This window comes from Pseudovibrio axinellae (assembly GCF_900110875.1).
GTDB lineage: Bacteria > Pseudomonadota > Alphaproteobacteria > Rhizobiales > Stappiaceae > Pseudovibrio > Pseudovibrio axinellae.
The window spans coordinates 122,658-145,686 of sequence record NZ_FOFM01000007.1 but is presented as its reverse complement, the minus strand read 5'-3'; the positions used below and the strand labels follow the sequence as shown (position 1 = coordinate 145,686).

Sequence of the window (23,029 nt, the reverse complement as noted above, 5' to 3'; positions counted from 1 at the left end):
TTTATTCTATAAGTTTTCGCTGGATTTAATGGGGCAAAGCTACGATAGTTTTGGCAAATTACTCCAAAGGATTTGTAGATATGGATATTCTTACTGGCAGTTCGATTACGGTTCTCATTTTGGTTGCCGTTATCGTTCTCGTTGTCTTTGCTGGCGCGAAGATGGTTCCCCAAGGCTATAATTATACGGTTGAGCGCTTTGGTAAATACCGTAAGACCCTGCATCCAGGCCTCAATATCATCATCCCCTTCATTGACCAGATCGGTCATAAGATGAACATGATGGAGCAGGTGCTTGATGTGCCTGCACAGGAAGTTATTACCAAAGACAACGCAACAATTACTGCTGATGGTGTGACGTTCTATCAGGTCTTAAGTGCCTCTCAAGCAGCCTATGAAGTACTTGGTCTTAAAAATGCTATTTTGAATCTGACCATGACTAACATTCGTAGTGTCATGGGCTCAATGGATCTGGACGAGCTTCTTTCAAATCGTGATGAGATCAATGCCCGGTTGTTGCGTGTGGTTGACGCTGCCTGTGAGCCGTGGGGGGTTAAAATTACCCGCATCGAGATTAAGGATATCAATCCTCCGGCTGATCTCGTTGATGCTATGGGACGCCAGATGAAGGCCGAGCGTGAAAAGCGCGCGTCTATCTTGGAAGCTGAAGGTGCCCGCCAGTCAGAAATTGCAAAGGCTGAAGGTGTCAAACAGTCTCTGATCCTAGAAGCGGAAGGTCGGCAGGAAGCCGCGTTTCGGGATGCTGAAGCGCGTGAGCGACTGGCTCAGGCTGAAGCGAAGGCAACAGAGATGGTCTCTAAGGCTATTGCTGAAGGCGATATGGGTGCGATCAACTACTTTGTTGCGAACAAATACGTTGAGGCCTTTGGTGAATTGGCGAAATCTCCGAACCAGAAAACACTCATTGTGCCGATGGAAGCAACTGGCATGATTGGTAGCATTGCTGGCATAACCGAAATTGCCAAGGATGCGCTGCAAGAAAACGAGCGTCGTCGTTCTAGTCGAATCCCCAATACCGGTCATTCGGAGGGTTAATTGATATGCTGATGGAGTTGTTCCAAAACAGTATTGAGCCTTGGGTCTGGTTTGCTTCTGGGCTTGTTCTCATCGGACTGGAGCTGGCGGTGCCCGGCTCGTTTCTGATCTGGTTTGGAGCTGCTGCTCTGATTGTTGGTGCAGTTGTTGCCTATTTTGATATCGACTGGCGCTGGCAACTTGTGTTGTGGGGTGTTTCTTCACTCACCTTTCTTTTTGTGGGGCGGCGGCTCACCATCAAAGCTGATGACAAGGAAGGTGATCCTTACCTCAATAAGAGGGGAAGCCGGTATCAGGGGCGTGTGTTCGTGCTTAAACAAGCGCTTGCACATGGAAAAGGGACACTGGAGATTGGTGATTCCGTGTGGCGGATTAACGGGCCAGATCTACCAGAGGGCGCACACGTCAAAGTTGTTGGACAGGACGGGACGACCCTGATCGTTGAGGCTGCCAATGAGAGTGGTAGGGCCTAACGCCTATTGATAGGGATTGAAATCTGGTGGCAGGGGAGGTTCCTCTGCCATTAGCAGGATCGACACGCGGCGGTTGGCGGCGAGGTACGGATCATTCGGGAAAAGTGGTTCTGTGTCTGCTTTCCCGACGACCGAATGAATGTTGTTTGATGGCAAACCGTATTCAGATAGAATCCGGCGTGCAGTGTTTGCACGGTCTGCGGATAATTCCCACCCCGTCTCACTTGAGGAGGTCACCAGCTGGCCAGTTGTCGTATGACCGGTAATACGAACTCGGTTGGGAAGTTTCGCCAGAACCGGAGCCATCTTCGCGATTAGCCTTCGGGTGATTTCGTAAGGGTACTTAGAACCTTCCGGATACATCGAGCGCCCCTCCTGATCTACAATCAGAATATTGAGACCCTCGTCAGTCTCTTCCAATATAATATTACTGGAGATTTCTGTGATCTCTGGCATTTCCTGAAAAGCCTGACGGAGCGAAACAGTCGCGGTAGCAAACTGTCGGGGCTTTTCGATCTCCGCTTTTTTGGTGGTATGGGTGTTGGCTTCCGGACCTTGCTTCCGCTTTTCAGGATGGCTTTCTGTCGAGAAGTCTGCGTCGGTTATTTGTTTTTCGTATGTGATGTCCTTCATGAAATCGCGCAGTGGCACGCCTTCAATTTCCAAAACACCGGCACGCTTTGTGACTTGCTTGATCCCGAAGGCTTCTTTGATGGAGCCTGCTACGACTTGCAGCTTTTGCTTATCTTGTACCGAGAAGGAGATAATGAGAACGAAGAAACATACTAACAGCGACATCAAGTCAGCAAACGTCAGCATCCAAGCTGGTGCGCCCTTGGTCGCTGATTTCTTTCTGCCCGCCATCTTGTTTCTCCCCCACCTGATGGGTTTAAAGCGGTTTGTGTAAGAACGGAATCTTCAAACTGCTTTGTCTTTTTTTGCGCAATCGGGTTCTCATCGTTGGAGATTGGATGCGCGTAATCCGCCGTGCCTTTTAAGCTGCAGCCTCTGCCATATCGCTACGGCCTTTTTCTGGAATGTAGGCCAGAAGCATCTCACGGATAAGCGACGGGCTTTTACTCTCCCGGATTTGGAGAACACCATCAATCACAAGCGTTTGATTGAGCTCTTCCTGCTCGAATTTGGAGTCAAGCTTGTCAGCAACTGGAATACAAACAATATTGGCGATGAGTGAGCCGTAAAGCGTCGTTAAAAGCGCAATTGCCATAGAGGGGCCGATGGTTGATGGATCATCCATTGTTGCTAGCATCTGTACCAGACCAACCAATGTTCCGATCATCCCAAAAGCGGGCGCTGAATCGCCCAAGGCTCTATAAACACGTGCGCCTTCGTTCAACCGGTTGAGGAAAAGATCCCGCTCTTTTTCCATGGTGTCACGAATAAGGCTGTAGTCATAACCATCAGCGACAAATTGGACACCTTTTGCGAGAGTAGGTTCAGCAATCTCGACATTTTCGAGACCAAGAGGCCCCTCTTTGCGAGCCGTTTCCGCAAGGTGTGCGATGTTTTCGACCAACTCGCGGGGCTCGATTTTTTTATGGGTGAAAGCGAGCTTTGCTCCCATGCCAAAAGCACTGAGCAAACCTGTCAATGGAAACCTAACCAGAGTGGCTGCAAGACCACCACCAAACACAATCAAAATGGAAGGCAGGTCAACGAACTGACTGAAACTGCCTCCAAGGAAGATAGCTATCAGCACTGTTACGCAAGCAGCGAGAACGCCGATAATCGTTGCAAGATCCATTTAGCTTACCCGAATACGCGCCTTTGATGAGGCAAATTAACTAATTATAACTTCGGCTATTATGTCTAATTAAATCCTAATAAATGGGAAAAATTGATTGGGTGAAATCACGGTAATCCCCGCGACTGGGCTCTGAAAACAAAAAATACCCGAGAAGATGCTCTTCTCGGGTAGCGCTTGGACCAGATTTAGAACGCTCTAGGCTGCACCAACTTTTAGCAGATCGAGTGTGCGGATAATTCCAGTAGGCTTACCGTTCTCGACGATAAACAAAGAACTGATCTTAAGGGAATTCATAATTTCCAAGGCGGAGGGTGCCAGAAGCGTTTCTTCGATTGTCTTGGGGTTGTGGCTCATGACGTCCTCAACCTTTTTATCGAGAAAGTCATCGCTGATATGACGGCGCAAGTCACCATCTGTGACAACCCCAATTAAAGTACCGCTGTTGTCTGTGACACCGAGGACGCCGAAGCCCTTTTGGGTCATCAAAACAAGGGCTTCTTTCATAAGCATACCGGTTTGTGCAACTGGCAAGTGGTCACCACTGTGCATGATGTCTTTCACATGCATCAAGCTCGCACCAAGCTTCCCGCCTGGGTGATAGACTTTAAAGTCTTGAGCCGTGAAGCCTTTTGCTTCGAGTAATGCGATGGCGAGTGCATCACCAAGGGCAAGCTGAATCAGGGTGCTGGATGTGGGGGCCAACCCGTGAGGACAGGCTTCGGGAACTTGTGGGAGGGCCAGGCAGATGTCAGAGGCTGCGCCAAGCGTGCTTGATGCATTGCGCGTAATCGCGATCAAGGGCACCTTGAAGCGCCGTGTGAAGCCTATCAGGCTTGCAAGCTCTTGTGTTTCTCCAGACCAGGAAAGTGCAATGACGACATCGCGCTCTGTAATCATACCGAGGTCGCCGTGGCTGGCTTCGCTTGCGTGTACGAAGAAGGCTGGCGTGCCAGTGGATGCTAATGTTGCAGCAAGTTTTGTGCCGATGATACCGCTTTTACCGATTCCTGAAACGATCACGCGACCGGTGGAAAGAGCAATTGTCTCAACCGCTTTTGTGAATGGTTCTGCCAGCCCATTGGATAGGCTTGCCTGCAACGCATCAAGGGCCGCAACCTCGGTCTCGATCGTTCTGTTGGCAGATTTGATCCAGTCATCAGCAGGGCGCAGAGGACGGTCTTCATGCGTTAAAAATGATGGCATATGCATTTGGCACTACTTCTTAGCTTTGCTCATTTGAGCACAACAGTGTTTTGCAGCGAAACTCCTGCACTTAATAAGAGTGCATTGTGAACACTCTGGGGCAAGACGTGGTTTCCCCTCTATCAAATTTTAATTGATAAAACAATCGAGGGTAGAGCGCCAATTTTCAAGGAAACATTAACTATGATCGACGAGTGTGGCATTAATTGAATTTCCCTCATTTAGAGGCAAATTGCGGATTCTTTTATGTCATTGCGCCCTCAAAATCAGAAGAGCCTGCTGACCAAGTCTTGTCTGACTTGGGGGTTGGTGTTGGGCGCTTTGTCGGTAAATGGTGTTGTTGCGCAAACCAGCCCAGTAGAATTTCGGCAAAGCTTTTCGCTTGAGGATAATGCGGGAGAGGGTTTGGAGCTTGTCTCCGAATCGGATCTTGAAGCTTTTGAGTCGTTGAATGAAGCCGAAGACGAAAAGCTTCTAGCTCGTCCCCCTGTTGCAACGGTTCGCGCGCAGCTGACTAGAGCCAACAGAAGCGCTAGAGCTACGAAGTTTTCTGAAAGGACCGAAGCGGTTATGCGGCTGTCTCAACCTGCTAATGGTGCGGAGAGGGATGAGGGGGTGTTTGACGGTCAAACTGTTCAAGACCGCCCTGTCGGTATTCATATGGGTTCGTTGCGTTTGCTGCCTTCACTAGATGCTGGTCTTGGGTGGACCGACAATGCGGAACAGGTGAGGGGCGGTACTCCAGATGGCTTCTATGGGCTTGATGCCGCTGTTGCTGTGATTTCTGATTGGGATCGGCATGCTTTGGGCGTGGAGTTGCGGGGAAGCTTACGTGCCTTTTTCGATGAGCCGGATAACAATCAACCAGTTGTAACTGGGCTAGCCAACCTGCGCCTAGACCTTGGCGGCTCGACACGTGCTGATTTTGAGGGTGGATATTCATTCTCTCGAGAACAGCGGGCCTCTGCAGAAAATGAGGTCGCGAGCGGGCCTACCAATTCAGTGCAGGAGATTGAGGGGAGTTTTTCTCTTAGTCGGCAAGTTTCTGTCGTTCAATTGCGTGGTGGCCTTGGTATAAATCGAAGTGTCTACGATGGGCAGTCGAGTGGCTCCGGGCAACGTGATAATACCGTGTTCACCTCTTCGCTACGTGCTTCGTTTGATAATGGCGCAATGTTTGAGCCATACTTGGAAGGTGGTTTTCTCGTTCGCAAATATGATCACGATTGCAATGGTGACCCGACATGCCTTGACAGAACATCGGGTGGATATTCAGTGCAAGCTGGTCTTCGTGTTGATCGTGGGCCGAAGTTGCGTGGTGAATTTGGGGTTGGCTGGCGGGCTGAGTATCTTGATGATGCGCGTTTGGATGCGTTGCAAGGGTTGATTTTTGATGGTGCATTTGTTTGGTCACCGACCCGCCGTGATACAGTTACGATGAGCGGGGCAACGAGCTTTAACGCAACCAACATCAGCGGAGCTTCAGGTTCAATTCTTTATGCAGGTGATGTGCGTTATGCACGTCAAATTACTCAAGACCTGGTGGGTGATATCCAGCTTGGCTACACCTACAGGACATATCAAGGTGTTGATGTTGTCGAGCAAGAAGCCTCGGGTTCCATTGGTTTGGTATGGGCGTTTGCAAAGGATGCTGCAATCCTTTCGCGTTACACATTTCAGGCATTTGATAGCTCTTCTGCAGAGAGTGATTATACAAGCAGTCTTGTTGAAGCTGGCTTGCGTATAAGGCGTTGAGCCGGCATTGAAAATTTACATTCATTAACTTTTTGCGGATGCTTCTCGTAAAAATTGACTAGCTAGAAAACGGGTTTTGATTAAAAACAGCCTTTTTTTTACCATGGTTGACAGTCAAGGCAGCAATGCCTCCGAGGGCTAAGCAAAAACAATGCGCTCAGCGCGCCTCAAAACATCCCGTTCGGGTGACTGGAGAAAGCTTGATGCGATTTTCTTCTCTACCAGCTGTTCTATTCAGTGGGTTTCTGATTTTTTGTAGCTTTGCTGGTTTCGCTCAAGCGAATGACTTCCAAAGTTGGGTAGCCAGCTTCAAGCGCACAGCTGTTTCGCAAGGCGTTAATGCTCAGTTGTATGATCGTGTCTTTAAAGGCATGACCCCTGATCCCCGTATTAGGAAAAGCGCTCAAAACCAACCTGAGTTTACGCGCGCGATTTGGCAGTACCTGGACAGTGCGGTTTCCCAAGAGCGAGTGACCCATGGGCGGCGTATGGTTGATGAATGGGCTGGTTGGCTCGACAAAATTGAAGCCAAGTATGGTGTGAACCGGCATGTGGTGTTGGCTATTTGGGGGATGGAAAGCTCTTATGGGCGTGTTTTAGACAACAGCTCTATCATGCGTTCTACACCCCGGGCGTTGGCAACGATGGCGTATAACCCTGGCCGCCGCAGGAAATATGCGCGTCAGCAGCTCATTGCTGCGCTTAAGATCCTTCAACGTGGAGATATCTCTCCTGCGCAGATGCAAGGTTCTTGGGCTGGGGCTATGGGGCATACTCAGTTTATCCCGACAACATACCAGGCATATGCGGTCGATATTACTGGCGATGGGAAGCGAGATATCTGGAATAGTGTTCCTGATGCTCTTGCTTCAACAGCTGCCTACCTTTCCAAGATGGGTTGGCAATCCGGGAAGGCTTGGGGCTACGAGGTGTCTTTGCCTAAGAGCTTTAATTATCGCTTGAGTAACCAGCGCAAGCAGCAGTCCCTCAACAGCTGGCGAGAGCTTGGCGTGAAAAGAGTGAATGGTCGCAGTTTCCCGAGAGGGGCAGATATGGCACGGCTTTATACCCCGGCCGGAGCGAATGGCCCTGCGTTTTTGCTGCTCAAGAACTTCTATGTGATCAAACGCTACAATAATTCGGATGCATATGCTCTCGGCGTTGGCCACCTTTCTGACCGTTTGCTAGGGCTTTCTGGCTTTAATGCGGAGTGGCCACGCGATGAGCGGCCACTGACATTTAGTGAAAAGAAAGCGCTGCAGAAGCATTTAGTCGAAATGGGTTATCAGCCTGGTAGTGTTGATGGAAAGATTGGTCAAAAGACGCGAAGAGCGATCCAGGCTTATCAAAAAGCGTCTGGACTCGTTCCAGATGGTCACGATTCAATAAAGCTTCTTAATAGGTTGCAAGGTAGAACATAATCGGCTTTCCTAATGTCGGGACCCGATGGTGGGATTGGTTTCTGTGGGAGAAACGCGATTATGCAACGATCCTTTTTGTCACTTGTGTTTATTGCTCTGATAAGCGTCAGCTTTGTCGGCGTGCTTGTTGTTCCTGCAGAGACTGTCGCGCAGGTTAGGACAAACAACACAAAAGCGCCGAAAAAGAGCAAGCAATCCTTTTTTGGGTGGTTGTTTAGCGGGGGACAGAAACGGGTCCAGAAAGCCGCGCCTTCAAGGCAGAAAAAACGCCGAAGCGGGACGCGAAGGTCGCGCACTGGAACAGCTGCTGCTGTGGTGCGCGCACCAAAGATCGTTGAGAAAGAAAAGAGTAAAGACGCCAAGGTCCTGTTGGTCGTTGGTGATGACCTGGCGAAGGGGTTAGCTGATGGATTAAAGGCCGTTTATGCAGATACACCTTCAATCAGGGTTAAAAAGCTCGTCTATGCGCAAACTGGACTCGTTGCAGATAAAAAGCCCGACTGGCCTGAAGACGTAACCGATGCCCTGAAAGAGGGGGATGTCGGCCTTGTTGTTGTTGCACTAGGGGCTCGAGATAATCGAAATATCAAGGTGGTCGAACAGGTTGTTGTTGATGGGCAAACTTCGAATTTTGCTGAGGAGCTACAATTTCAAGGTGAAGAGTGGAAGAAAGAGTATCGGTTCAGAACGGCTTCTTTGGTTGCCGCCGTCCGCAACGAGCAGGTTCCCTTAATCTGGGTTGGTTTGGCGCCTGCGGAGGAGTATCTGACGAGTGCCAATTTCAGTTATTTAAATGACCTTTTCAGTGAGCAGGTGGAACCAGCTGGAGGGATCTTCGTTGATATTTGGGCAGCTTTTCAAAATGAGCACGGCGAATATACAGCTCACGGGCCAGATATCTCAGGCAAGCTGCGCAGGCTTCGCGGAAACACTGGTGTTTATTTTACATGGGCTGGATATCGGAAAGTTGCGTATTTCGTCGAGCGAGAAATAGCGCGCATTTTTGGTAGTGCGACTGCTTTTATATTTGAAGGTGTGAAGGATAACCCGAATTTCATCGTGTTAACTGGTCGTTTGACCTCACCTGAAACCAAGCTCATTGGACCGGACGATATGGGCGGACGCGCAGCGAGCGGGAGTGATCTTTTCAAACTGACTGTATCTGGTGAGGCACTGCCTGAAGTTTCTGGGCGGGTTGATGACACACGTTGGACAGGTTTTTAACAGAGGCGGTATTTACTTGGGGCTTGCTGCCAGTTTGGCGAGAAAAGGCAAGTAATCCTCGAAAGTAACAATTTTTCTCGGTTTTTTTGAAAATTGATGCGTTTAGCTGCAGCGCGGTAGTGTTCTGTTTACATACATAGATAACAGTACTCATACAGATTTTTAGTGATGACGGGGATTTTGATGGTTACCCAACCGCATGTTTTTAAATTGTCGATGGTTGGCAAGTTTGTATTGGTGGTATTGCTCGCCATGACAATCATGTCTCTCGGCACATTATTTTCGTTTGTTACCATCTATAATGCGGTGACCTCAGCTTTAGAAGACGCGACGTTGCGATCTCAGCTTATGTCTGACCATGGACAAGCTGCGCTGGAAGCGCTGCTCGTAGACAACCTCGTTTTTATCTTGCTTGTTTGCGCTCCTATCGGGACTGTATTTTTCGCCATGGCGGTTTTGATTGCGCGTGGCATGAGAACTAACATGCAAGCGCTTCAGGGTGGCTTGGATGCGCTTGCTGACGGTGTTTTGGACACGGAGATTCTCGGGACAGAACGGGGAGATGAGATTGGTGCGATTGCGCGTTCCATTGCTCAGTTCCGTGTTGTTTTGAAGGACAAAGCTGAAGCCGATGCTAAGGCCAAGATTCAGCAGGAGCTTGAACTTGCAGAGGCGCGTAAGGAAGCGCTGGCAAAGGTTGCGCTCGATTTTGAAGCTTCAGTTGGGCATGTGGTGCATGACCTATTGGAAATCAGTCAAGCGGTAGAAGCACGTTCCAGGGAGTTGGATGCGAGTGTTCAGGGTGCCCATAGCGCCATGACGTCTTCCAGTGATGTTGCACAAACTACACAAACGTCGGTGGAAGCTCTTGTGGAAGCGGCGGAAGGTGTCTCCCGCTCATCTGGTATGATTGGTGACAGCACAATAAAGGCGGCTCAGTTTGCACAGGAAGCCGCAGAGCACGCACATAAGACCAATGAAATCGTGGGCCGCCTTACAGAAAGCGGCAAAGCTATTGGCGAAGTTATTGAGTTGATTGATCAGATCGCTGACCAAACAAACCTACTTGCACTCAATGCCACGATTGAGGCGGCACGGGCCGGGGATGCGGGCCGAGGGTTTGCGGTGGTGGCAAGTGAAGTGAAAAGCCTTGCTGGCCAAACATCAAAAGCAACTGAAGAGATTTCTGCACAGGTTGAATCTGTTCAGCTGGTCACTGAGCAAGCCGCGACTGCCATTCGCTCTATTGGAGAGACCATTGGTCAGATCAATACGTTGTCGACGGGTATCAACGAGGCTGTTGGTGAACAAAAGCAGGCAACTGACGAAATATCTCTCAACCTGAATCATGCGCATCAAAACGTGTCTCAAGTTGCTTCAGACATGCAAGACTTGGACAGTGGGTTCCAAAGCACAAAAGATGCCTCGAATGATCTGCATCAGGCTGCCGGAAGTCTGGGCCAGCTGTCAGAAAACCTACGTTCTGAGGTCGCCAGTTTCCTTAGGAGTGTTAAAGCAGCTTAAGCCGTTTCCCAGTTTATACGAAAGGCCCGAGGTGCTTCCACATCTCGGGCCTTTGCTGTTTATACACAACCGGTATTAACGGGGTAAGTTAGAAGACCCTGTTAGGAACTCGTCGATTGAACGTGCTGCTTGGCGGCCTTCGCGGATAGCCCAAACAACCAAGGACTGCCCTTTGCGTACATCACCTGCGGCGAATACCTTCTTGATGGACGTTTTATAGTCCTCGGTATTGGCCCGTACGTTGGTGCGTTCGTCCAGCTCCAGGTTATCGCCAGCTTCTTTGATGTAAGTGTCCATGTTTGGACCTGAGAAGCCGATCGCTGCCAGAACCAGGTCGGCCTTGAGGATGAACTCAGTTCCTTCAATCGGGACACGCTTTTCATCAACGCGCGCGCATTTTACACCCGTGACGTTGCCGTCTTCGTCGCCAACAACTTCAAGCGTTGCTGCGGAGAACTCACGCTCAGCGCCCTCTGCCTGAGACGTGGAAGTGCGAAACTTTGTTGGCCAGTACGGCCAGAACTGGTTCTTATCTTCCCTCAATGGAGGCATTGGGCGAATGTCCATTTGAGTCACAGACAAGGCACCTTGACGGAAAGATGTACCTACGCAGTCAGATGCAGTATCGCCGCCGCCTACAACAACGATGTGTTTGCCGCCTGCCCAGTATGGTTCTTCGGTGGATACATCTTCTCCGCCGACGCGACGGTTTTGTTGTACGAGGAATGGCATTGCGTACATAGCGCCTTTTAGATCCATGCCCGGAATGCCTGGATCACGCGGACGCTCTGCACCAGTGCAAAGCAAAGTTGCATCGTGACGTGTGTGGATTTCCTCGAATTCTACATCTTTCCCGATTTCACAGCCGTAATGGAAGGTAATTCCTTCTCCTTCCAGCTGCTCGACTCGGCGCTCAATATGATGCTTTTCCATCTTGAAGTCTGGAATACCATAGCGCATCAAACCACCCGCGCGGGGTTCGCGTTCATAAACGTGAACGGTGTGACCTGCGCGAGCCAGCTGTTGGGCTGCTGCCAAACCTGCTGGACCTGAGCCGACAACTGCAACCGTTTTACCAGTCTTGACTGCAGCTGGTTCCGGCTTGATCCAACCTTCTTTGAATGCACGATCTGCGACAGCCTGTTCGACTGTTTTAATCGCTACCGGAATGTCTTCCAGATTCAAAGTACATGCTTCCTCGCAGGGAGCAGGACATATCCGACCTGTAAACTCAGGAAAGTTGTTGGTTGAATGCAGGTTGCGTGATGCCTCTTCCCAATCGCCCGCAAACACCAGGTCATTCCAGTCTGGAATCTGATTGTTTACCGGACAACCGACAGGACCGTGGCAAAACGGGATGCCACAATCCATACAACGTGCTGCCTGACGCTCCACTTCCGGCTGCGAGAGCGGGACAGTGAATTCGCGAAAGTGGCGGATGCGATCTGATGCCGGCTGGTATTTTTGCTCCTGCCGATCGATCTCCAAAAAGCCAGTTACCTTACCCATGTCTTCCCCTCTTATTCCGCAGCCGCAAGGCCTAGACGCGCTGCTTTCATTTCCTGAAGCGCGCGACGGTATTCAACCGGCATAACTTTCACGAATTTCGGACGCCAGTTCTCCCAGTCACTCAGGATGTCTTGAGCTTTGGTTGAACCAGTATACTTTACGTGGTTCTCAAGAATGAGACGCAGACGCTCGTCGTCATGGCGCGTCATGTCAGCGGATAAATCCACACGTCCCTTGTACTCGATATCACCGCCATGGTGATGTAGTTTTTCAAGCAGGTCGTCTTCTTCTTGCACTGGCTGAATGTCTACCATTGCAAGGTTACAACGAGAGCCGAAGGTGCCGTCTTCATCCAATACGTAAGCCACACCGCCGGACATGCCTGCTGCAAAGTTTCGACCAGTTTGGCCTATGACCACAACAACCCCACCGGTCATGTATTCACAACCATGGTCGCCAACGCCTTCAACAACAGCGGTTGCGCCAGAGTTTCGAACAGCAAAACGTTCGCCGCCAACACCGCGGAAGTAAACTTCACCACTGGTCGCACCGTACAATACGGTGTTTCCTACAATGATGGAGTTTTCTGGCACAATGCGCGTGTTTGCTGGTGGGCGCACAATGAGGCGACCGCCTGATAGGCCCTTGCCAACGTAGTCGTTTGCATCGCCTTCAAGGTCGATGGTGACGCCTTTGGTCACAAACGCACCAAACGCCTGACCAGCTGTACCGGTCATGGAGATATGGATGGTGTCGTTCTTGAGGCCTTTGGCACCATAGCGCTTCGCAATCTCACCAGAGAGCATTGCGCCGACTGAGCGATCAACAGACTTGATTTTGGCTGGGAACGCAGTTTTTTCCTTGTTCTCCAGCGCTGGCATCGCGTTTTTGATGAGCTCGCGATCAAGAATGTCGTTGATCGGATGCTCTTGCAGCTGAGACCAGCGGCTTTCTTTCGGCGTTGCATCTGGACGGTAGAAGATTCTTGAGAAATCAAGGCCTTCAGACTTCCAGTGGTTGATCGCAGTCTCTTTGTCGAGCATATCGGAACGACCAATGATATCGTTCAGGTTCTTGACACCGAGTTCTGCCATCAGGCCACGAAGCTCTTCAGCAACGTAGAAGAAGTAGTTGATGACGTGCTCAGGTGTGCCCTTGAAGCGTTTCCGCAGGACCGGATCTTGTGTTGCGATGCCAACCGGGCAAGTGTTGAGGTGACACTTACGCATCATCAAACAGCCAGCAGCAATCAACGGAGCGGTTGAGAAGCCGTATTCATCAGCACCCAGAAGTGCGCCGATGAGAACGTCACGACCTGTGCGAAGTCCACCGTCAACCTGTAGTGCGATCCGGGACCGCAGGCCGTTGAGAACGAGCGTCTGCTGGGTCTCAGCAAGGCCCATTTCCCATGGTGAACCAGCGTGTTTCAACGAGGTCAAAGGAGATGCACCAGTTCCGCCATCATAGCCAGAAACTGTGATGTGGTCGGCTCGTGCTTTTGCAACACCTGCTGCAACTGTACCTACACCTACCTCAGAGACCAGCTTAACGGAGATGTCGGCCTGTGGGTTTACATTCTTCAGGTCGTAGATCAGCTGAGCCAAATCTTCGATTGAATAGATGTCGTGGTGCGGTGGAGGCGAAATCAGGCCTACACCTTGAGTGGAGTGTCGTGTCTTTGCGATCACTGCATCCACTTTATGGCCTGGCAGCTGTCCGCCTTCACCGGGCTTTGCACCTTGCGCAACCTTAATCTGGATCATGTCGGAGTTGACCAGATACTCTGTGGTCACACCAAAACGACCAGACGCAACCTGTTTGATTGCAGAGCGCATTGGGTTTTGTGATCCATCAGGGAGCGGGTTGAAGCGTTCCGCTTCTTCACCACCTTCACCTGTGTTGGATTTGCCGCCAATTTTGTTCATGGCAATCGCAAGCGAGGTATGGGCTTCGCGAGAGATCGAGCCAAAAGACATTGCGCCAGTAGAGAAGCGCTTGACGATGTCTTCGGCAGACTCAACTTCGTCAATGTTGATTGGGCGACGGCCCAACTCTTCAGCTGACTTGATGCGGAACATGCCACGGATGGTATAACGGCCAGTGGCTTCGTTTACTTCTTTAGCAAACTCCAGATATTTGTCAGGCAGATTGTTGCGTACTGCATGTTGAAGTGTGGCGATGCTTTCTGGGGTCCACATATGGCTTTCGCCGCGAGCCCGGTAAGCATACTCACCGCCAACGTCGAGTGAACGACGAAGAACCGGAATGTCTTCAAACGCATTGCGGTGACGAAGAACAGTTTCAGCCGCGACCTCTTTAAGGCCAATGCCTTCGATGGTTGTTGCCGTGCCGAAGAAGAACTTTTCTATGAACTCGGAATTAAGACCAACAGCATCAAAAATCTGCGCACCACAGTATGACTGGTAGGTGGAGATGCCCATCTTGGACATGACTTTTAGTATGCCTTTATTGATGGCCTTGATGTAGCGGGAAACCACTTCATGCTCATCAACTTCTTCAGGGAACGATCCTTCAGAGTGCATTGAGCGGATTGTTTCGAATGCAAGGTACGGGTTGATTGCTTCTGCACCGTAACCAGCCAGAACGCAGAAGTGATGTACTTCACGGGCTTCGCCGGTTTCAACCACGAGACCAACTGAGGTGCGAAGACCTTTACGAATCAGGTAGTTATGGACTGCAGCCGTTGCCAGAAGTGCAGGAATTGCAATGCGTGCACGTGAGATCACACGGTCAGACAGGATGATGATGTTGTAACCACCATGAACTGCTTTTTCAGCGCGTGCGCACAAACGTTCCAGCGCACCTTCCATGCCCTCGGTACCCTTCTCTGTGGAGTAGGTAATGTCGAGAGTCTTAGTCTGGAACTGGTTGTCTTCAATGTCACCAATCGCGCGAATCTTCTCCAGATCTGCATTGGTGAGGATTGGCTGGCGTACTTCCAGACGCTTGGAGGAAGAGAGGCCTTTGAGGTTGAACAGATTCGGGCGTGGTCCAATAAAGGACACAAGGCTCATCACCAATTCTTCCCGGATAGGATCGATCGGAGGGTTTGTTACCTGCGCAAAGTTCTGTTTGAAGTAGGTGTATAATAGCTTGGACTTGTCTGACAGAACGGAGGCTGGTGTGTCCGTGCCCATTGAGCCCAAAGCTTCCTGACCTACCGTTGCCATTGGCAACATAAGAAGTTTGATGTCTTCCTGCGTGTAACCAAAAGCTTGCTGGCGATCGAGAAGGGTTTCACCAGCAACTGGAGCGCGCTCACGTACTGGTGGCAAGTCTTCAAGCACCATCTGTGTGCGATGCAGCCAGTCTTTATAAGGGTTTGCTGTCGAAAGTTGGCGCTTGATTTCCTCATCGGAAACAATGCGGCCTTCTTCCAGATCGATCAGAAGCATCTTGCCAGGCTGGAGGCGCCATTTCTGGATGATTTTTTCTTCTGGAATGTCGAGAACACCAACTTCAGAAGACATAACCACAAAGTCATCATCTGTTACGATGTAGCGAGCAGGGCGCAGGCCGTTTCTGTCCAACGTCGCGCCGATCTGGCGACCATCGGTGAAGGCGACTGCTGCCGGGCCATCCCATGGTTCCATGATAGAGGCATGGTACTGGTAGAAAGAGCGGCGATTTTCATCCATCAATGGGTTGCCGGCCCATGCTTCAGGGATCAGCATCATGGCTGCGTGCGCAAGGGAATATCCGCCGGTTACGAGGAATTCCAATGCGTTATCGAAACATGCGGTGTCAGACTGGCCCTCATAAGAGATCGGCCAGAGTTTGTTGATGTCCTCTCCGAAAGCAGGAGAAGACACGGACGCTTGACGCGCCGCCATCCAGTTGACGTTGCCGCGCAAGGTGTTGATTTCACCGTTGTGCGCTACCATGCGGTATGGATGAGCAAGGTCCCAGGACGGGAATGTGTTGGTTGAAAAACGCTGGTGAACCAGGGCAAGGGCGGACACGTAACGCTCATCGCGCAGGTCATCATAATAGGCGCCAAGCTGATAAGCGAGGAACATGCCTTTGTAAACGATTGTGCGGCTGGAGAACGAAACGACGTAGAACCCTTTTTCTACCGCTGGCGATCTCTCTCGTACTGTGTTGGAAATGACTTTGCGCAGGATAAAGAGGCGTCGTTCCAACAAGTCTCCCTCTGTATTGTCTGGTAGTATTACAAACAATTGGCGAGAGACGGGTTCTGTTGCTGCAATATCAGGCGCCTTGGACAAAGAAGTGTTGTCGACAGGAACATCGCGCCAGCCTAAAACCTTAAGACCCTCATCAGAAATGCAGTCTTCCACGATGCTTTCGCATTGTTTTCGCAGACTTTCGTCTTGTGGAAGGAAGAAGAACGCAACGCCGTATTCGCCTGATTCTGGTAGGTCAAATCCGATTTTGGCACATTCTTCTTTATAGAAAGCATGTGGGATTTGCGTCAGCATACCTGCACCGTCGCCCATTAATGGGTCGGCACCAACAGCGCCGCGGTGAGTCAGGTTTTCAACGATCTGTAGGCCGCTTTGTACCACATGGTGAGACTGTGCGCCTTTGAGGTTCGCAATAAAGCCAACGCCACACGCGTCATGCTCTTTGGCTGGATTGTAAAGCCCCTCAGTGGCAGCAGTGCGGAGTTTTTCCGTAACGGTGCCTGTGGTGGTAGCTCGGGTCTTCATAGGTTCCCCCCCACTCATATGCATCGTGTTTCCTCCTTTTTCTGCCATTTTTGGCCTCACTTTCGCTCATCTCAATGTGACTGGTAAAGGTCACTTCCTCGTTCGGGTCGCGGGGATGTCTTCCTCGCGGCTCGTTCGAAGCCCCGGCACGGCTTGCCCCGGATCTGTCGAATGAAGCACGGCCTCTGTGTCACAGGGCCGCCCATTCGGAGTTTCCTCCGATTTATCATACCCCTTTGGCGAGTGCATTGCGATATGCCGCATGTCACCCATTTGGGGGAGAATGTCGCGGCGCTGGGAGCGCGCCTACATTCTTCTCTTTTGCGTTGTGTGGATCTCTTAGGTGGATCGCCTGGAAGGTGTCTTCCAAATTATCATCAACGCATACGGGATAATAAGGACAGTACTCCTGTCCTTTTCCGCGATGCGAACATGGCAGATTTAGAAGTGCAGAGCAAGAGCGTTTCAGAAAGACTTTATTTCTATTCTTCTAATTTAATTAGGTCGTTTGTCGCATTGGCAATTAAAACTCAAGTTAGATGTAATAATATTTCAACTATTCACGCGTCTGTGAGGATGACGTTCCTATTTCATGACTTTTCTCGCGCGAAAATAACATGTGTTTGATTTCACGTTGAACGAGTTTTTTGGCAGAACTAACTGCAGAGGCGTACCAAACCAGTTGAACGCGTCGTTTATTATTATTTTGAGGAGTTTTGAAATGTCCAAGAAAACATTGTCTGCTGCTGTTCTTGCAACTGCTGTTACTGCTGCTGTGGCTGGTGTGAACATGAGTGTTGCTGAAGCTGCATCTAAAGAGAAGTGTTACGGTGTTTCTCTTGCTGGTGAGAACGATTGTAAAGCAGGGGCTGGGACAACATGTGCCGGTACTTCTACGGTTGATTATCAGGGCAATGCCTGGACCCTTGTTCCAGCTGGTACCTGTGAGAGCATTGAGATTTCTGATAGTCGTAAGGGGTCTTTGACTGAACTTAGTCGCGACCTCCCTAACTAATTGTCTTATATAGTAAAATGATATGGTTTGCCGGAGTGGGAATTCCCCTCCGGTGTGTCAATTAGGCGGTGTCTTAAGCTTATGAAGAGGTGCTGGTTATGAGTGCTCAGCGGGTGAATTCAACGCTCCCAGCAAGAGGTGGTGTCGGTTTGAAGGCTGAGCATTACCGGACTATTCTTAATAGTAAACCTGATATGGGTTTTTTTGAGGTTCACGCGGAAAACTACATGGGGGCGGGCGGGCCTCCACATGGGTACCTGGAAGCGATCCGGCGTGATTATCCTCTTTCTATTCACGGGGTAGGCCTTTCTATTGGGGGGGCAAATCCGCTCAATAAAAACCACCTTGCGCGGTTAAAGGCGCTTGTTGATCGGTATGATCCGGGCATGTTTAGTGAGCATCTGGCGTGGTCTACACATGATACACAATACTATAATGACTTGCTGCCGCTTCCTTATACTGATGTGACATTGCAGCAGGTTGTTGAGCATATCGATGAGACACAAACTCATCTTGGACGACAAATGTTGCTTGAAAATCCAAGCGCTTACGTGACTTTTACTCAAAGCACATATGAGGAAACCGAGTTTCTCAATGAGATTGTAAAGCGTACCGGCTGTGGTTTGCTGCTGGATGTGAACAACGTATTTGTGTCCGCGACTAACTTTGGAAGTTCGCCAGAAGGGTATATTGATCGCTTTCCTGTTGAGCATGTTCAAGAAATCCACCTTGGAGGATACGCTCCAGATACCGATGAACGTGGTTATCCTCTTCTTATTGACGCTCATGATCGTAAAGTCGCTGATCCTGTTTGGGCGCTTTATGCCAGAACAATAGGCAGAACCGGGCCACTTCCTACCTTGATTGAGTGGGATGCTGATATTCCGACATGGGATGTTTTAGCCTTTGAGGCTGAGCAAGCCGACGTCACCATGCAATCTCATGTTCAAGCAGAGAAAAGACGGGGTAGTTATGCCTCAGGTATCTGATTCAAAACAAGAAAATAGAGATTTGAAAGGATATGTCACAGCTTTGCGCGATTTAGGGGGAAACCTGCGCGGATATGTAGAATTTTCGCAAGGACTGCTGGAACCGTCCTTGCCCGTTCCAAATGGGGTTGTTGGCCGCGATGGGGCGGTCTCGCAGATGCGTTATGGCGTGTACCGCAATAATGTGATGGCGAGCCTGATCGATGCGTTGGCAGCAAACTTTCCTGCTCTACACAATCTTGTCGGGCGAGACTATTTTCGAGCGCTGGCCGCTGAATTCGTTCGTGCGCATCCTCCTGAACAGCCTGTTCTGAGTGAGTTCGGGGATAAGTTCTCCGAATTCATCGCGGGCTTTTCTCCGTTGGCAAATTATCCTTACCTTAAAGACGTTGCGACGATGGAGTGGGCGTGGCTGGGTGCCTACCATTCTGCTGATCACGAGGGCATGGCGGTGGATGCTCTGTCTAAGATAGACCCCGAGTTGCTGGGGGATGTTGTGTTTACAGCTATCCCCGCAAGCTCTTTGGTTTATTCCCCTTTTGCACTGAGCGAAATCTGGGAGCAGAATCGTTCGGAAAAAGTGACTGGTGTTATGCCAAAGACCAATCAAGCGATTTTGATTTGTCGCCCGGATATGGACGTGACACTAATCGGTTTAGCGCAGGATGTTGCAGAATTCGCTGAGTTGCTGTTTGCCGGAGAAACTTTGGGTGAAGCTGCCGAAGAGGTTTCCTCGCGGTTTGACACCTTTGATTTATCGGCAGCATTAAGCTGTTTGCTTGCTGCACGTGTGTTCGCGAGCGTCAGTGATAAGGCATCAGCGTGATGAGAAAGGGGTGGTTCAAACCAGCCTGGATAACCGGCGGCACGAGAGGAGACATCCAATGCGAATGCTTGTGAGTTTGTATCAGGGGGTGTTTGGTTGGCTTGATCGGGTGACCAATGGTTGGTTTCTTGGTCTTGCTGCACGTTTTCTCTTTGCCGGTGTTTTGTTCATGTATTTTTGGAACTCAGCTCTGCTTAAATTTGGAGACGGTGCGTTTGGGTTCCTGTTTCTATCAGCTGGTGCTTACGCGCAGATTTTGCCCCAAATTACAGAGGCAGCTGGTTACGATGTCTCTCAGATTGCGTTTTTTCCATACGGAATAATTGTGTTGCTGGGCACTTGGGGTGAAATCATCATTCCTGTTTTGATTGTTGTGGGGTTGTTTACGCGCGCTGCAAGTGTTGGTTTCATTGGTTTTGTCATTGTTATGTCCATTGTTGATGTTGTTGGCCATGGTGTTGATTTGCTGACACTGGGTGCTTTGTTTGATAGGCACCCGTCTGCATTGATTTTCGATCAACGGGCGCTTTGGATTTTCCTGGCAACTGTGTTGGTGATCCGCGGTCCAGGCGTGTTCTCACTGGACTGGGCTTTGGGTAAAGCTTTTGGGATTCATCACGAGACAGGCATTTCTGACACAAAAAGCAAGGCCTAGTGCCCTTTCTATCGATAAAAAGGTTGTTTTAGGCCAGTTTGTTGATATGGGAATTTCATGATTTTCGCGAGTGATAACTGGGCAGGTGCGACGAGTGCGGTGATGACTGCACTTGCGAACCACACAAGCGGCTTTGCCACCGCTTACGGGGTTGATCCATTGAGCCGCTCCATTGAGCGACAGTTCAATGATCTGTTTGAAAAAGAAGTCGCCGTCTTCTTGGTGTCTACCGGAACGGCTGCCAACTCGCTTGCGCTTGCGACCTATGCAAAGCCAGGTGGAGCGATCTTTTGTCATGAAGAGGCGCATATCAATGTTGATGAGTGCCATGCTCCTGAGTTCTTTACAGCTGGGAACAAGCTGATTGGTGTTGCCGGAGAAAACGGCAAACTCACACCAGACGCGCTTCGCTCTGCCATGAATAAGGTGCCAGATAACAACCCAATGCATGGTCGTCCGGCAGCTGTATCCATCTCTCAGGTGACAGAGTTGGGCACGATCTATCAGCTGGATGAAATCCAGGCGCTGGCAGATGTTACCCATTCCCGCAATGTTCCATTGCATATGGATGGCGCGCGCTTTGCCAATGCGCTGGTTTCTCTTGATGTTTCTCCTGCTGAAATGACATGGAAATCTGGTGTGGACGTGCTGTCATTTGGCGGTACGAAAAACGGGTGCTGGTGCGCGGAAGCTGTTGTGTTCTTCAAGCCTGAAGACTCTGATGGATTTGAGTATCTTCGCAAACGGGCCGCTCAGGTTTTCTCAAAAGCACGGTTCATTTCGGCTCAGTTTGAGGGTTACCTGAAAGATGACAGCTGGCTTGTTACTGCGCGTCATGCAAACGAGATGTGTACGCGCCTGGCAAACGGAATGCGCGACATTGACGGCGTTCGGTTGCTGCTTGAGCCAGAGGCAAATGAGCTGTTCCCGGTGCTGAAAAAAGAACAGGCAGAACGCCTGAAAGCGGCAGGAGCTGAGTTTTACGAGAGTGCTGCTGACTTTACCGCGGAAGATGAAGTGTTCATTCGTTTGGTGACCTGTTTTGCCACAACGCCAGAACAAGTTGACGAGTTCCTGCGTCATTTGCGTGGTTAGAACAGTTTGCACGTGTCTTGACGTGTACTTGCCATAAGGCACTTAAAATACTGACCTGCGGAGATCTATATCCGCAGGTCAGGTGCGCACCAGCAAGGGTATGCAGGGGTGTAAGAGGCAAACCCTTGTGGTGTCGATCAAGTCGGTTCAAGGCCCAGCCTTAGAACGAGCAGTTGCTTCACCGGATTCAAAAAAACGAAATCGCTTTTCGATATCAGGCTTTATACGGAGTACTGTAACGCTCTTATTTTGCGTGTAACTTACCAAGTGCATATTTTTAAGTAATTAGATGAGTTTATGAAACGCGCCCAGCACTGAAAGGTGAGGTGCCGGGGAACATGCAATGGCCGAGAGCTGATTTTACCAGAACAAAAAACGCCCCGCTGGGGCAAGCGGGGCGTTGCTTAAGTCTGGCTCATAGTTTGGGGGAGGGTAGCCAGACAGATCCGCATGGGAAATGTGCGGAGGAGGAACTTGTTGATCTGAACTGGATTGGTTGGCAAGGGGCATGCCAACCAATCTATGAGAGGCATTAGAAACGAATTGGGAAGCCACTCGCGAGGCTGGGAGTTTGGGAGGAACGTTCTCCTCGCGAGGGCTGGTTGGTTGGTGTCGTTTTAGTGGGCTACGGTTTCACCCTCAATCTGTTTGTGTTCTGTCTTATCTCCAGATGTGATGTCGATCTTGCGTGGCTTTTTGGCCTCTGGGATCTCTCTGATAAGGTCGATATGAAGCAAACCGTGCTCCATACTTGCACCAATCACTTTCACATATTCAGCAATCTGGAAGCGGCGTTCAAAAGCGCGGGACGCGATACCGCGATAAAGAACTTCTCTGTCTTCGCCTTCAGGATGCTTGTCGCCGGAAACAGTCAGAACATGTTCTTTGGCTTCGATTGTCAGCTCATCTTCCTTAAAACCTGCGACTGCCATGGTGATGCGATAGGAGCTCTCACCAGTGCGCTCTATGTTGTAAGGCGGATAGGCTGACCCTTGTTGTTCCGTGCCTTTTGCGTCCAGCATGGAGAAAAGGCGGTCAAAACCGACGGTGGAACGATAAAGGGGAGTAAGGTCGAAGTGACGCATTTATAGTGTCCTCTATTATGTGGCTTTTGGGCCATCTGAGCAACGTTCACCTGTCGCCGCAAAGCGCGCGGACGATGAAATTTCCTTTTGCTTACAGTGCCTTCCCAGATTTGGCGAAGGTTCTAAGCTGGTGCAGACCCACTGTGTGGCGCCTGTGATTTTGAGATGGGAATGCGGGGAAATAGTTTCAAGGGCTTTTTTTGAAAATAGGTGTTTTTGCTGCGTCGGGCTCAGCTGGTTTCTAGATTAATAGAACCTGAACAAGCTCTTCTGATTCAGTACATCTGTGGCTTGTTAGCTTCTATCTGTGCTGGGGCAAACCGACGGCACATAAGGAGAAAATAGATGAATGCTCTGAAGAAGAATATTAGTAAACTGGCTGCTGCTGCTGTTGTTGCCGGGGTTTGCGCTGTTGCAGCCCCTGCAAATGCAGCGAGCGCGCTTTCAGTGAATGCGTCGAATCTAAGCACCCACGTGGTGCAAGTGCATTCCAAAAAGATGGTGCGCTGGGGGCATGGGCACCACCGTGCAATAAGCAAAAAGCGGCTCAAAAACCGTTTGCGGGCGTGGGGTTTTAAATCCTTTAAGAAAGTCGAGCGAAGAGGTGATGTTTATATTGTAAAGGCTAGCCGGAGAGGGCAACAGCGCGCGCGCTTGGTTGTTGATGCTTATTCCGGCCAGATCCTAAAATACCGGTATTTAGGGTATTAAGAGTAGATAGACCTCGTGACTTTCCAA

The 23,029-nt window shown here is 50.2% G+C and carries 18 protein-coding genes; 12 read left to right on the top strand and 6 right to left on the bottom strand.

All coding sequences use genetic code 11. From position 1 onward, the window contains the following. Positions 1 to 80: 80 nt before the first annotated feature. Positions 81 to 1,055, top strand: a complete 975-nt coding sequence (locus BMZ51_RS15960; protein WP_068003872.1) for an SPFH domain-containing protein — start codon at positions 81 to 83, stop codon at positions 1,053 to 1,055. A gap of 5 nt (positions 1,056 to 1,060) precedes the next feature. Continuing rightward, on the top strand, positions 1,061 to 1,528 hold the full coding sequence (locus BMZ51_RS15955) for an NfeD family protein (protein WP_068003874.1): 468 nt from the start codon (positions 1,061 to 1,063) through the stop codon (positions 1,526 to 1,528). Positions 1,529 to 1,531: 3 nt separating this feature from the next. Here BMZ51_RS15955 and BMZ51_RS15950 read toward each other — a convergent pair whose 3' ends face one another. The 3 genes from BMZ51_RS15950 to BMZ51_RS15940 form a co-directional block, all read right to left on the bottom strand. After that, on the bottom strand, positions 1,532 to 2,392 hold the full coding sequence (locus BMZ51_RS15950; RefSeq protein ID WP_068003876.1) for an OmpA/MotB family protein: 861 nt from the start codon (positions 2,390 to 2,392) through the stop codon (positions 1,532 to 1,534). 130 nt (positions 2,393 to 2,522) lie between these two features. Beyond that, complete coding sequence (locus BMZ51_RS15945; protein WP_068003878.1) at positions 2,523 to 3,293, bottom strand: motility protein A; 771 nt, start codon at positions 3,291 to 3,293, stop codon at positions 2,523 to 2,525. A 198-nt stretch (positions 3,294 to 3,491) separates the two neighbouring features. Next, a complete protein-coding gene (locus tag BMZ51_RS15940; protein ID WP_068003880.1) occupies positions 3,492 to 4,505 on the bottom strand; it encodes a KpsF/GutQ family sugar-phosphate isomerase in 1,014 nt (337 codons plus the stop codon). Positions 4,506 to 4,745: 240 nt separating this feature from the next. Between BMZ51_RS15940 and BMZ51_RS15935 the strand changes: the two genes are divergently transcribed. The 4 genes from BMZ51_RS15935 (at position 4,746) to BMZ51_RS15920 (ending at position 10,423) form a co-directional block, all read left to right on the top strand. Then, a complete protein-coding gene (locus tag BMZ51_RS15935; protein ID WP_208979526.1) occupies positions 4,746 to 6,254 on the top strand; it encodes an outer membrane beta-barrel protein in 1,509 nt (502 codons plus the stop codon). Positions 6,255 to 6,457: 203 nt separating this feature from the next. Beyond that, a complete protein-coding gene (locus tag BMZ51_RS15930; protein ID WP_068003882.1) occupies positions 6,458 to 7,675 on the top strand; it encodes a lytic murein transglycosylase in 1,218 nt (405 codons plus the stop codon). A 60-nt stretch (positions 7,676 to 7,735) separates the two neighbouring features. Continuing rightward, on the top strand, positions 7,736 to 8,899 hold the full coding sequence (locus BMZ51_RS15925) for an SGNH/GDSL hydrolase family protein (RefSeq protein ID WP_208979525.1): 1,164 nt from the start codon (positions 7,736 to 7,738) through the stop codon (positions 8,897 to 8,899). 183 nt (positions 8,900 to 9,082) lie between these two features. After that, positions 9,083 to 10,423, top strand: coding sequence for a methyl-accepting chemotaxis protein (locus BMZ51_RS15920; protein WP_208979524.1), 1,341 nt, complete (start codon positions 9,083 to 9,085; stop codon positions 10,421 to 10,423). Between the two features lie 75 nt (positions 10,424 to 10,498). On the opposite strand, the gene BMZ51_RS15915 is transcribed toward BMZ51_RS15920, so the two are convergent. After that, entirely contained in the window at positions 10,499 to 11,932 is a 1,434-nt protein-coding gene (locus tag BMZ51_RS15915; RefSeq protein WP_068003888.1) for a glutamate synthase subunit beta, read from the bottom strand. Positions 11,933 to 11,943: 11 nt separating this feature from the next. Then, positions 11,944 to 16,674: a glutamate synthase large subunit gene (gene gltB, locus BMZ51_RS15910; RefSeq protein ID WP_082825570.1), complete on the bottom strand. Its 4,731-nt coding sequence runs from the start codon at positions 16,672 to 16,674 to the stop codon at positions 11,944 to 11,946. A gap of 673 nt (positions 16,675 to 17,347) precedes the next feature. On the opposite strand from gltB, the gene BMZ51_RS15905 reads away from it, so the two are divergent. The 5 genes from BMZ51_RS15905 (at position 17,348) to BMZ51_RS15885 (ending at position 21,206) form a co-directional block, all read left to right on the top strand. Further along, positions 17,348 to 17,641 carry a BufA1 family periplasmic bufferin-type metallophore gene (locus tag BMZ51_RS15905; RefSeq protein ID WP_068003892.1) on the top strand — a complete coding sequence of 98 codons (294 nt, stop codon included), beginning with the start codon at positions 17,348 to 17,350 and terminating at the stop codon, positions 17,639 to 17,641. A 98-nt stretch (positions 17,642 to 17,739) separates the two neighbouring features. Then, the gene (gene bufB / locus BMZ51_RS15900; RefSeq protein WP_068003893.1) at positions 17,740 to 18,630 is read left to right on the top strand and encodes an MNIO family bufferin maturase; all 891 of its coding nucleotides are present in this window, start codon (positions 17,740 to 17,742) and stop codon (positions 18,628 to 18,630) included. Continuing rightward, a complete protein-coding gene (locus BMZ51_RS15895) occupies positions 18,614 to 19,456 on the top strand; it encodes an HvfC/BufC N-terminal domain-containing protein (protein ID WP_068003894.1) in 843 nt (280 codons plus the stop codon). The genes bufB and BMZ51_RS15895 overlap by 17 nt, the downstream gene beginning before the upstream one ends. Before the next feature lie 64 nt (positions 19,457 to 19,520). Continuing rightward, entirely contained in the window at positions 19,521 to 20,111 is a 591-nt protein-coding gene (locus BMZ51_RS15890) for a DoxX family protein (protein WP_074882167.1), read from the top strand. Between the two features lie 57 nt (positions 20,112 to 20,168). Beyond that, positions 20,169 to 21,206: a threonine aldolase family protein gene (locus BMZ51_RS15885; protein WP_068003904.1), complete on the top strand. Its 1,038-nt coding sequence runs from the start codon at positions 20,169 to 20,171 to the stop codon at positions 21,204 to 21,206. Positions 21,207 to 21,823: 617 nt separating this feature from the next. Here the strand turns inward: BMZ51_RS15885 and BMZ51_RS15875 are convergent. Next, entirely contained in the window at positions 21,824 to 22,291 is a 468-nt protein-coding gene (locus BMZ51_RS15875; protein WP_068003907.1) for an Hsp20 family protein, read from the bottom strand. 345 nt (positions 22,292 to 22,636) lie between these two features. Between BMZ51_RS15875 and BMZ51_RS15870 the strand changes: the two genes are divergently transcribed. Beyond that, complete coding sequence (locus BMZ51_RS15870) at positions 22,637 to 23,002, top strand: hypothetical protein (protein WP_068003910.1); 366 nt, start codon at positions 22,637 to 22,639, stop codon at positions 23,000 to 23,002. Positions 23,003 to 23,029: the final 27 nt, after the last annotated feature.